We start from the raw sequence: 11,067 nt of genomic DNA, 5'->3' as shown, positions 1-11,067 counted from the left end.
TCATACTGCGACGGGCGCCTTGATCGCTGGGTGCGGGTCGTAATTCTGCACGACGATGTCCTCGTAGGTGTAGTCGAAGATTGAATCCCGATGCGCCAACCGCAGTTCCGGATACGGTCGCGGATCGCGCCGCAATTGCTCGCACACCTGCTCGATATGGTTGTCGTAGATGTGGCAGTCCCCACCGGTCCAGATGAACTCACCCACGCAAAGACCTGCCTGAGCGGCCATCATATGCGTGAGCAGCGCGTAACTGGCGATGTTGAACGGCACCCCGAGGAATAGGTCGGCGCTGCGCTGGTAAAGCTGGCAGCTCAGCCGGCCATCGGCGACGTAGAACTGGAAGAAGGCGTGACATGGCGGTAGCGCCATCTGCGGGATTTCGCCGACGTTCCAGGCCGACACGATGATGCGGCGGGAATTCGGGTCGGTGCGCAACAAGTCCAGCGCCGCACTGACCTGGTCGATGTGTTCGCCTGACGGGGTCGGCCACGATCGCCATTGCACCCCGTAGATGGGTCCGAGATCCCCTGTGCTGCTTGCCCACTCATCCCAGATCGTTACCCCGTGTTCGTGCAGCCAGGCGATGTTGGAATCACCCCGCAAGAACCACAGCAACTCATAGACCACGGATTTGAAATGCACCTTCTTGGTGGTGAGCAACGGGAAACCGGCCGATAGGTCATAACGGATCTGCTGGCCGAACAGGCTGCGGGTCCCCGTGCCAGTGCGGTCGGCCTTGACGGTGCCGGTGTCGAGCACCCGCCGCAATAGGTCCTCGTAGGGCGTCGCGATCGGCACGCGGTCAGCTTAGCGGCGATCGTGGGCGCGGCGAAGTGGGCGCGGCGGGTTGGCGCCGATGAATGTACGTCGAGCCGCGGGGAGTAGAACTGGTGCCATGCCGAACATCACCGACGGCGTCAGCACTCCCGACGGCAACTGCACGGTCAGGTTGTTCACGCCCACCGGGGCCGGGCCCTGGCCCGGTGTGATCATGTTCCCCGATGCCGGTGGGGTGCGCGACACGTTCGAGCAGATGGCGGCCAGGCTGGCCGACGCCGGTTATGTCGTGCTGCTCCCCGACGTCTACTACCGCGAAGGCCAATGGATAGCGTTTGATATGGCCACGGCATTCGGCGACGCCGCAGAGCGCACACGGCTGATGTCTTTGATCGCAACCCTGACACCGGACCGAACTACCCGGGATGCCGACGCGTTGTTCGACTACCTGGCCGGGCGCCCGGAGGTGACCGGAGCACGCTTCGGCGTGTGTGGCTATTGCATGGGTGGACGAATATCGGTGCTGCTGGCGGGCCGCCTGCCGGAGCGCGTCGCGGCCGCCGCTTCCTTCCACGGCGGCGGCCTGGTGACCGATCGCCCCGACAGCCCGCATCTGCTGGCCGACCGGATGCGCGCCGCGGTGTACATCGGGGGCGCCGAGAACGACCAGACGTTCACCGCCGAGGACGCCGAACAGCTCGACAAGGCCCTGACGGCGGCGGGCGTCGAACACCGCATCGAGTGGTATCGGGGCGCCCACGGGTTCGCGGTTCCCGACAATCCGCCCTTCGACGAGGCCTGCGCGGAACGGCACTGGGCCGCGCTGGCGCAGGTCTTCGCCGCGGCGCTGCCGCGCTAACCTCGCCAGCGAGCAGACGCAGAATCGCCCACAACATCGGCGTGTCGCAGGAGTCTGTGTCTGCTCGCCGAACGACTCAGCTCACCGGCAGGTTGACCAACTTGGCCAGCCGAGTGCGGTGCCGGTAGGCGGTGCCCAGCGCCAACTGATCGCTCTTGGCCCGCTTCAGATAAAGGTGTGCAGGATATTCCCAGGTCATCCCGATGCCGCCATGTAACTGCACACACTCCTCGGCAGCATGTAGCGCAACTCCGCTGCAGTAGGCCTGCGCCATGGCAGCGGCGACGGCGGCATCGTCGTCGCGCCGGGCGGCGGTGTCGGCGGCGTAGCGGGCCGCCGCGGTCGCCGAACCGATCTCCAGCCACAGATCTGCCAGTCGATGCTTGATCGCCTGATAGGAGCCGATCGCGCGGCCGAACTGTTTGCGTTCCTTGGCGTAGGCCAATGTCGTGTCAAAACACCACCGCGCAAGCCCGAGCTGTTCGGACGCCAGCAACGCCGCTCCCGTCTGAAGCGCCTCGGCCAGCGCGGCGTCCGCCGGCCCCAGTCGTGACGACGCCGCACCCGAAAACTGCACATCCGCAAGGGGTCTAGTCATGTCGAACGCCAACACCGGCAATACCTCCACACCGGCGGCGTCGGTCGCCACGGTGTGCAACTCCAACCCGTTCGGACCCGCCACCGGCACCACCAGCACATCGGCTTCTCGGGCACCTGCCACACCGCTGACCTGCCCGGTCAGCCCATCGCCACCATTGCTCAATCCGGTGACCGAATCACCCGGTGCGGCCGACAACGGCACCACCAGTGCCGCGGTGCTGGCACCTTCGGCCAACGCCGGCAGCATCTTCGTGTCGCCAGCCCCTAGGAGCGCCACGGTGGCGAGAACCGCGCTGGACAGGAAGGGCACTGGTGCGACGGCCCGGCCAATCTCCTCCATAACGACGGCCGCCTCGCGAGCGCTGGCCCCGGCGCCGCCCAGCGACTCGGGCACCAACAGTCCGGCAACTCCCAGCTCGGCCGCCAACGTGCGCCAGACACCCGAAAAGTCTTGCGGTGGTGAATCATAGGACCGCATCACCGATTCCGCCGGACACCGGTCGGCAAATAATTGCCGAACACTGTCCCGCAACGCCTCCTCGGTGTCGGAGTACAGCAGGTTCGCGGTGGTCATCGAGGCAAGTCCTGCCACGCGACGGTCTTGTCGACGCGGTGCTCGCCGGGCAGGCCCAGAACCCGCTCGGAAATGGTGTTGCGCAGGATCTCCGAGGTACCGCCCTCAATCGAGTTGCCACGGGCCCGGAGATAGCGGTAGCCGGCACCGCGACCTGTCAAGTCGACGGTGTCGGGCCTGCGCAGCGTCCAGTCGTCGTACTGCAAACCCGATTCTGGGTGCAATTCCATTTCTAAGCTCGAGATCTGTTGCGCCAGACGGGCAAAAGCCACTTTCATGCCGGCACCCTCCGGTCCGGGCTGACCGGACGCGGCCTGTTGACGCAGACGTTCGCCACTGAGTCGGAGCACTTCCGCCTCCACCCACAGCCGCATCATCTCGTCGTGCATGGCCGCGTTACGCAGTGCGGGTTCGCCGCGCCACGTCTCGGTGAGCTTGCCGATCATCCCGCCCTCGCGGGGGAGGCCGGTGCGGGATCCGATGGCGACTCGCTCGTTGTTGAGGGTGGTGGTCGCTACGCGCCAGCCGCCGCCTTCCGGACCGAGCCGGTTCGCGTCAGGAACCCGGATATCGGTGAGGAACACCTCGTTGAACTCCGCCTCACCGGTGATCTGTCGTAACGGACGGATGTCAATACCCGGCTGCGTCATGTCGCATAGGAAGTAGGTCAGGCCAACGTGTTTGGGCACGGTCGGGTCGGTGCGCGCAACGAGGATGGCCATCTGCGCGTGCTGCGCCATTGAGGTCCATACCTTCTGCCCGTTGACGATCCAGTCATCCGGATGCTGCGCATCCCGGACGGCGCGGGTCGCCACGGCGGCCAGGTCCGAGCCGGCACCGGGTTCGCTGAACAGCTGGCAGTAGAGGTGTTCGCCGGTGAATAACGGACGCAGGAATTTATCCTTCTGCGCCTCGGTTCCAAACGCCGCAATCGTTGGGGCCGCCATACCGATTCCGATGATGTTTCTGCCGCCACCTGCCGGCGGTGCGCCGGCGGCGGCCAGTCGCGCGTCGACCTGCGCCTGGTAGGTGCGTGCCAGATCGAGCCCGCCATGTCCGGTGGGAAAGTGCACCCAGGCCAGCCCGGCGTCGAATCGTGCGCCCAGGAATTCGCGAGGGTCGCTGAAGGCCGGGTCGTGCTCGTCGAGCAGAGTCCGCACCCGGGCTTCCAGCTCATCGGCGATGCTCACGGTGTGCCTCCCGGCCGCGCCCGGAATCCCGAGGCGTCGCCCAGCAGCAGACCACCGTCGATCACCATTGTCTCACCAGTCATCCAGCTCGCGGCATCCGAGACCAAGAAGGCGACCGCATCGGCCACATCCACCGGTTCACCGATTCGCCCCAGTGCGATGGTCGCTGCCAGCGGATCCTCGTGGTCCTTCCAGAGCGCTTCGGCAAGCCTGGTGCGCACCACCCCTGGGCAGATCGCATTGACTCGCACCTTCGGCGAAAGTTCCAGGGCAAGTTGTTTGGTCACGTGAATCAAGGCGGCCTTGGTGGCGTTGTACATGCCCATGGCCGGCGCTTGATGCATGCCACCGATCGAGGCCGTGTTGATCACAACACCTCCATGCTGGCCCATCCATGCCTTGACGACAAGCGACGTCCACATCAGCGGTGCCCACAGGTTTACATCGAAGATCTTGGTGAAGCGCGCGTGGTCCTGCTCGATCAGCGGACCAAACGCCGGGTTGGTCCCGGCGTTGTTGATCAGGATGTCCACGCCGCCGAAACGCTCTAGCGCCAGGTCCACACAGTCGCGCGCGGCATCTTCATCGACCGCGTGGGCACCAACACCCAGCGCACGGTCGCCGACCTCGCTGGCGGCCGCCTGGGCGGCCTCCTGTGTGCGGGCGGTGAGCACCACGTTGGCGCCCGCATCTGCCAGGCGCTGCGCAATGGCCAATCCGATTCCGCGGGAAGCGCCGGTGATTATCGCCGTGCGGCCGGTCAGATCCAATGAGGTCATTTGCTATGCCTTCGGTCGTTGCCTTGGTGGCCGGGCTCACCGGCCGAACGCTTCGGCTGTACTCGTTTTCTCCGTACAACGTTTCGTCCGCGCATGCCCGTGGTAAGCAAAATGCATGGTAGCGAAACTAAACCCCAGGAAACCACCGATGTGGGCCGGGGTTGTCGCTACTGCTGTCATCGCGTTACCAGCGGAGGACGCCGACCTCGGTGCCGTCGGGCCGCCCACGATAACCGCTGTGATCACCCATGTCGGCGCCGACGATCCGGCTAAAGACCGCTGCAACCTCGCCGGCTGCGGTCCGGGCGGTCCGAACGGTGGCCCGGGTGCACCACCGGGGTTCGATTGCCTACCAAGAATCGGCTGCGGCCCGGGTCCGATATAGCCGGCCCAAATTCGATCGGTTTCGATCGGTTTCGATCGGTCAAGCATCGATAACGGCCGATCTCTTCTCCACGTTTCGCCAACCCCTCCACGTGGTATGCGAAAAGCATGTTAGCGAAATTGAACCTCATGAAACCAATGGTGGTGGCTGGGGCTATCGCTACCGCGATCGCTGCCGCACCAGTTGCCGCAACCGTTGCGGCAGCTGGCCCGGCGACGGCCACCACTGCGATCACCTATGTGGCCACGAATGAACCGGGCGGAGGCGGGTGCGATAGCAATGGCAACTGTGGCTCCGGCGGGGTGACCGGTGGCCCCGGTGGGGGTCCGGGTGGTAGCGGCTGCGTCCCGGGTGTCGGTTGCGGTTCCGGAGGCCAGTTCACCGGCCCCGGCGGCGTGCCGGGTGGTAGTGGCTGCATACCCGGCGTCGGATGCGGTTCCGGCCACGCGTAACAGGTTTGATCCGACCGTCATCAACGCGCCTGGAGGTGGGTGAATCGGGCGCGGTGTCATACGACGACCTGCTTGGGCATGACAATCGGCTTAAATCCGTACCGGGGTCCGGCGAAACCGCCGGCGCCCTTGCCGGCAACGGCCATGCCCGGGGCGCCTGGCATCGCTGCGATTGGTCCGGCCTCCTCAGGCACCGCCCAACCACTGCCGTCCAAAGCGGTGGCGCCGGAAGTCGTAGCCGGAACGGCATTGGACCATTCCACCGGAACCGACAGCTTGCCGACCGACGAGGCGTCTCCCAGACCCGCCGAGACCGGCGTGCCGCCGTAGCCAGCCGGGGTCACGGCATGCCTCAAACTGGCGGCGGGGGCAAGCGCCGGAGCAAGATCGGCGGCAGCGGGTGCACCCACGGCCTCGACCGCGCTGAGCGTGTGCCCGAGGAAGACCGCGTTCGGGACGGCCGCCATCACAAACCAGGCCGCGGTGTTGACCGCTCCGTTGATGGCATTCTGCACGAAGGGAATACCAAGCACGCTGGTGATGTCCTGGATGACCGAGTCCAGTCCGGTGGACGCGGCAACCGCGGCGGCCGGCGACGAGAGCCCCATAATCGCGTTGGGCAGGTTGGTGATCAGGTTGCTCAGGCCGACCTGTCCGATGGTGTTGGACGCGGCCGCTTGGCTGACCGCGGCGGCCTGACTGGCCAGCCCCGCAGGGTTTGCGATCTGCGATGGCGTGGTCAACGGGTTGAGCGTGCCGGCGGCCGCCGACGATGCCGCGTACCCGTACATGGCCAGCGCATCCTGCGCCCACATCTCGCCGTACTGTGCCTCGGTGGCCGCGATCGCGGGGGTGTTTTGTCCCAGAACGTTGGTGGCCACCAGCATGGCCAACTGCGCCCGGTTGGCGGCGACCTCCGCTGGAGGCACGGTGGCGGCAAACGCCGCCTCGAAGGCGGCCGCGGAGGCCGTGGCCTGCGAGCCCGCGCGCGCCGCTGATTCCGCGGTGTAGGTCAGCCAAGCCAGATACGGCTGGGCCGCGGCCGCCATCGACATCGATGCCGGACCCATCCACTGTTCGGTGGTCAGCTGGGTGATCACCGACTCGAAGGATACGGCCGTAGTGCTCAACTCGACCGCCAACCGGTTCCATCCGGCCGCGGCGGCCATCATCGGTGCCGCGCCCGCGCCGGCATACATGCGTGCTGAGTTGATCTCAGGGGGTAATGCTCCGAAATCCATTTTCCCTATCCTTCGTTGTGCGAGTGGTGCGAGTTATGCGCTCGTTGGCTGAATTACGCGTGTTTCATTTGCGGGTAATTGGGCGGCAGTTCGTTTGCTAGCCGGCCGCCGGTTTGGGCATCACGATGGGCTTGACGCCGTAGCGCGGCGCACCGAAGCCGGCACTACTGCGTGCGGCCGAAGCCAATCCCGGCATTCCGGGAATGATGGTCCCCGACACTTCCTGGGCCACGGGCACGGTCCAGCCCGCCCCCCGCAGCGCGCCGGATCCCACGCTCGTCGACACCAAGCTGGCCTGCCCCGCCCAGCTGGGCGACACCGAGGCCGTGGCAATGGCGGACGCCGAACCCAAGCCGGCGGCCATCGGCGCCTCGCCGAGCGCGGCGGCCCCGGCCGCCGAAGCGGCCGCTTCGGCGCTCCCCGCCGCCTCGGCGACGTCACCCTCGGCGGCCTGGACCGCGGCAGGAAGCAACCCACCGCCCGCCAAGGCGAGCAAGTCCGACGAGGCAGAAGCCCAGTTTCCGATGCCGATATTGACCAGGTTGGCGATATCTGACGCGGGGGTCGATGCGGTGAGGGCGTCGATGATGCCCGACAACGGGGATGCAGCGGCCGACGAATTGGCCTCTTCGGTGGCCGCGTACGTGCCGGCGCTCGCCCCGAGGGTGTTGACCAAAAGGTCGTACATCGTCGCCGCTTCGGCGCTGATCTCTTGATAGAGGGTGCCGTACGCGGCGAACAAGGACGCCTGTAGCGCAGATACCTCATCAGCCGCGGCAGGGATCACGCCCGTGGTGATAGGAACCGCCGCGGCGACGTTCTCGGCATTCATCACCGCGCCGATGGCCTCCAACTTGCCGGCCGCGGCGGCCAGCTCCTCAGGTTGTGTAGTCAGGAATGACATCCGGTGTTCCTCCTGTTTGAAACGCGCCCCCCGGTAACGACGGACGACTTTCCTGTATATTTGCTGATCTATTTCTGTGCATTTGCTGATTGGCTCCTGTGCATTGAGATAAGGCTAGTGAGTTACACCCCCGCGTCTCCGGTCGAAAGGCACCAGCGACGAATCCATTTACGGTTTCTTAACGCCAACGCCGGCAGTGCTAACACTGTCCAGTCGAGCGTGTCACTTTGTCCCGGCTAAGCGCACCGGAATGAGATGTGTGGAATGCGATTTCTCTGCGCAATCCGCCGGGTCATCGCAGCGGCGGTCCCCACCGGATCTGGTCGCGCAGTCGTGCCTTGAGCAGTTTTCCGCCGGCGTTGCGCGGCAGCGCGCCGGTCACCACCGTCACATATTGGGGAATCTTGAAGTCGGCCAGTTGCCGGCGGCAGTGTTCGAGCACCTCCGCCACATCGATCGCCGCCGTGCCTCCGAACAGCAACGCACCGACCTTCTCCCCCATGACGTCGTCGGGCACCGCCAGCACACACGCGTCCGCGACATTGGGGGCAGACAGCAGCGCAGCTTCCACCTCGACGCTGGAGATGTTCTCACCGCCTCGGTTGATGATGTCCCTGAGACGATCGACGACGTATACACGGCCTGCGGCATCCACACGGACGACATCGCCGGTGTGCAGCCAGCCGTCGATGATGGTGGCCGAGGTGGCCTCCGGCCGATTCCAGTAGCCAGCGGTCACATTCGCCCCGCGCACCACCAGCTCGCCGATCAGTTCGCGCGGTGCCGGGTGGTCGCCGCGGTAGGCAACCACCCCGAGATCCACTGAGGGGACCGCGTATCCGACCGAATCGGCGTGTTCGAGCGCCTCCCGGTCGGGCAGCACCGTCATCAGCGAGGCGGTCTCGGTCATGCCGTAGCTGTTGAACACGGCGGCTTTCTCGAACGCGTCCTTGACCATTCGCACCAACGACGGCGCGATCGGTGCTCCCCCGTAACAAACCCACCGAACACGGGAGACATCCGTCGTCGCAAAATCCTTGTGTCGCAGCACTAACGAGTACACCGCCGGGACAGTCACCATCAAAGAAACGCGCTCGGCGGGCAGCGTCACCAGCAATTGATCAAGGTCTAGCGTAGGCAGTATTACCGATGCGCCGCCGAGTCGGACGGCCAGCAAGAGCTGCGAGTTGCAGCCGGTCACGTGGAACAACGGCACCGAAATCAAGGTGCGCAGCTCCTCGCCGAGATGTCCGGTGAGTCCGAGACATCGGAGCCCGTTCTCGGTGTTGGTTACGAAGGCCTCGTGGGTGGTCGGCACGCCCTTGGGATGGCCGGTGGTTCCTGACGTATAGAACAGTGCAGCCGTATCCGCGGCACCGACGTGCTCGGTGACGTACGGTTCCCCGTCGGGCAGCGCGGTGTCCGGGCCCAGATCCATCCGAGCCCCAGCGTCGGTGAGAATGAACTCGACCTCCGGCCGGGTCAATCGCGTGTTGATCGGCACCGCAACGCCACCGGCCATGACCGTGCCCCAAAACGCCAGCACCCAATCGATGCCCCCGGGATGCCGAACCGCCACGCGCTCACCGGGTTTCAAACCACCCGCCTGTAGCCCTCCGGCCACCCGCGATGCGCGGCTCCACAGCTGTCGATACGTCAATCGATCGGCGCCGACCTCGACCACCGCCTCACCGTCCGGGCGGGCGTCGACCTGCTCGGCGAGCATATCCAGCAACGTAGCCGGCACGGCACCGTAGTGCGCGATACCCCCGATGCCCCGGTGATCGTAGGAAACACCCGCTTGCGGGAACGGGTTACCGCTACGAGGAATTCCGATCACCGAGGACATTGATGACATGCCCGTGCTTCCCTGTTGTTGGTCGAATCGCCAGTCGCGCAGGCGTCGGATCAGCGCACAAGCGTGCTCCGCCAGCCTACCGCCCGCGGTGGGCGACGCGCCGACTCGGACGGTCACTGCGCCAAGCCCACCAGGTCAGGGGGCTGCCGGGTCAGCCCTCGGGTGAGCCACAGCAGGTAGAGGAAACCGATTCCGGCCCAAGATAATCCAATGATCAGCGCATCCAGCTCCAGATGGGTGAGCAGATACACGTCGACGGCCGCGCCCATGACCGGCAACACGACGTAGCGCCATCGTGACAAGCGATCGCTGCGGTTGCGCAGAAAATAGACCACGACCGACACATTCACCAGCGTGAAGGCGGTGAATGCGCCGAAGTTGATGAATGAAGTCGACGTGGCGACACTGAGCAGGATTGCGATCAGGCCGACCGCACCAGTCAGCACGATATTGACGACCGGGGTGCGAAACTTCGCCGACACCATTCCGAACACGCACCTGGGCAGGACGCCGTCACGACCCATCGCATAGAGCAGCCGAGATACCGCAGCCTGCGCTGCCAGGCCGGACGTGAACTGGCCAATGATTAACGCGGCAAGAAAGATCGCACCGAACAGGTTGCCGCCGATGGTCTTGGCGATGCCCTCGGAAAGCGAATCGGCGTCGGGAAAGTAGCTGCCTGGAGCGACCAAGGTCACCACATAAGCGACGGCAACAAAGATGGCGCCGCCGATGAACGCGATCAGCAGGATGGCCCGCGGGATGGTGCGTGCAGCGTCGTGGGTTTCCTCGGTCAATGTGCTGACGGCATCGAAGCCGAGAAACGAGTACGCGGCCACCGCTGCGCCGGCGACCACCGCTGAGAACCCGCTGTCGCCGACGAAGGGGCCCAGCGATAGCAGTGACTGCGCATGGCCCACCAGATGAGCCACCGTCAGCGCCACGAATATCGCGAGGATGAGAAGTTGAAACACCATCAAGACGAGATTGGCGCGATCGGCGACCTTGAGGCCGACGAGGTTGAGGGCGGTCGTGATGACAGCGAAGCTGACGATCCACACCCAAAACGGCACGGCGGCGAACTGGCCTTGTAGATACGAACCTCCGATCAGCCAGATCACCAGCGGGAGGAACAAATAGTCCAGCAGGATCGCCCAGCCGACGATAAACCCGATGCGCGCATCCAGCGCTTTGCGGACATAGGTATATGCCGATCCGGCCACCGGATAATGGCGTGCCATAAGGCCGTAGCTCTGCGCGGTGAACAACATCGCCACGGTGGCAAGCAGATACGCGCCGGCGCTGCCTCCCTGGGAGCGCTCGGCAATCACCCCGAAGATGCCCAACACGATGATGGGGGTCATGTATGCCAAGCCGAACAGCACGGCCGATCGCATGCCCAGCGTCTTGCGCAGGCCCGAAGCGGTCTGGGCGGTCACCAGGCG

10 protein-coding genes are annotated in these 11,067 nt (G+C 65.3%); 2 read left to right on the top strand and 8 right to left on the bottom strand.

The features are described 5' to 3' along the window. Positions 1-801: a thymidylate synthase gene (locus tag MB901379_RS08530; RefSeq protein ID WP_158016222.1), complete on the bottom strand. Its 801-nt coding sequence runs from the start codon at positions 799-801 to the stop codon at positions 1-3. Positions 802-898: 97 nt separating this feature from the next. On the opposite strand from MB901379_RS08530, the gene MB901379_RS08525 reads away from it, so the two are divergent. Beyond that, positions 899-1,639, top strand: coding sequence for a dienelactone hydrolase family protein (locus MB901379_RS08525; RefSeq protein ID WP_158016221.1), 741 nt, complete (start codon positions 899-901; stop codon positions 1,637-1,639). A 76-nt stretch (positions 1,640-1,715) separates the two neighbouring features. On the opposite strand, the gene MB901379_RS08520 is transcribed toward MB901379_RS08525, so the two are convergent. Genes MB901379_RS08520 through MB901379_RS08510 form a run of 3 tightly spaced genes read right to left on the bottom strand, consistent with a single transcriptional unit; the run spans position 1,716 to position 4,782 of the window. Continuing rightward, positions 1,716-2,813: an acyl-CoA dehydrogenase family protein gene (locus tag MB901379_RS08520; protein ID WP_158016220.1), complete on the bottom strand. Its 1,098-nt coding sequence runs from the start codon at positions 2,811-2,813 to the stop codon at positions 1,716-1,718. Beyond that, positions 2,810-4,003: an acyl-CoA dehydrogenase family protein gene (locus tag MB901379_RS08515; RefSeq protein ID WP_158016219.1), complete on the bottom strand. Its 1,194-nt coding sequence runs from the start codon at positions 4,001-4,003 to the stop codon at positions 2,810-2,812. The genes MB901379_RS08520 and MB901379_RS08515 overlap by 4 nt, the downstream gene beginning before the upstream one ends. Next, positions 4,000-4,782 (bottom strand): SDR family oxidoreductase, encoded by a 783-nt coding sequence (locus tag MB901379_RS08510; protein WP_158016218.1) that lies wholly within the window; start codon positions 4,780-4,782, stop codon positions 4,000-4,002. The genes MB901379_RS08515 and MB901379_RS08510 overlap by 4 nt, the downstream gene beginning before the upstream one ends. 513 nt (positions 4,783-5,295) lie before the next feature. Here MB901379_RS08510 and MB901379_RS08505 point away from each other — a divergent pair. Continuing rightward, positions 5,296-5,619: a PE-PGRS family protein gene (locus MB901379_RS08505; RefSeq protein ID WP_158016217.1), complete on the top strand. Its 324-nt coding sequence runs from the start codon at positions 5,296-5,298 to the stop codon at positions 5,617-5,619. Between the two features lie 56 nt (positions 5,620-5,675). Here MB901379_RS08505 and MB901379_RS08500 read toward each other — a convergent pair whose 3' ends face one another. The 4 genes from MB901379_RS08500 to MB901379_RS08485 all read right to left on the bottom strand — a co-directional run bounded on the left by MB901379_RS08500 (position 5,676) and on the right by MB901379_RS08485 (position 11,061). Further along, the gene (locus tag MB901379_RS08500) at positions 5,676-6,860 is read right to left on the bottom strand and encodes a PPE family protein (RefSeq protein ID WP_158016216.1); all 1,185 of its coding nucleotides are present in this window, start codon (positions 6,858-6,860) and stop codon (positions 5,676-5,678) included. 97 nt (positions 6,861-6,957) lie between these two features. Beyond that, on the bottom strand, positions 6,958-7,764 hold the full coding sequence (locus MB901379_RS08495; RefSeq protein WP_158016215.1) for a PPE family protein, SVP subgroup: 807 nt from the start codon (positions 7,762-7,764) through the stop codon (positions 6,958-6,960). A 292-nt stretch (positions 7,765-8,056) separates the two neighbouring features. Next, the gene (locus tag MB901379_RS08490; RefSeq protein WP_158019038.1) at positions 8,057-9,613 is read right to left on the bottom strand and encodes a class I adenylate-forming enzyme family protein; all 1,557 of its coding nucleotides are present in this window, start codon (positions 9,611-9,613) and stop codon (positions 8,057-8,059) included. 122 nt (positions 9,614-9,735) lie between these two features. After that, the gene (locus tag MB901379_RS08485; RefSeq protein WP_232022021.1) at positions 9,736-11,061 is read right to left on the bottom strand and encodes an APC family permease; all 1,326 of its coding nucleotides are present in this window, start codon (positions 11,059-11,061) and stop codon (positions 9,736-9,738) included. Positions 11,062-11,067: the final 6 nt, after the last annotated feature.

Source organism: Mycobacterium basiliense (assembly GCF_900292015.1).
Classification (GTDB): domain Bacteria; phylum Actinomycetota; class Actinomycetes; order Mycobacteriales; family Mycobacteriaceae; genus Mycobacterium; species Mycobacterium basiliense.
This window is presented reverse-complemented; position numbering and strand designations above follow the sequence as displayed.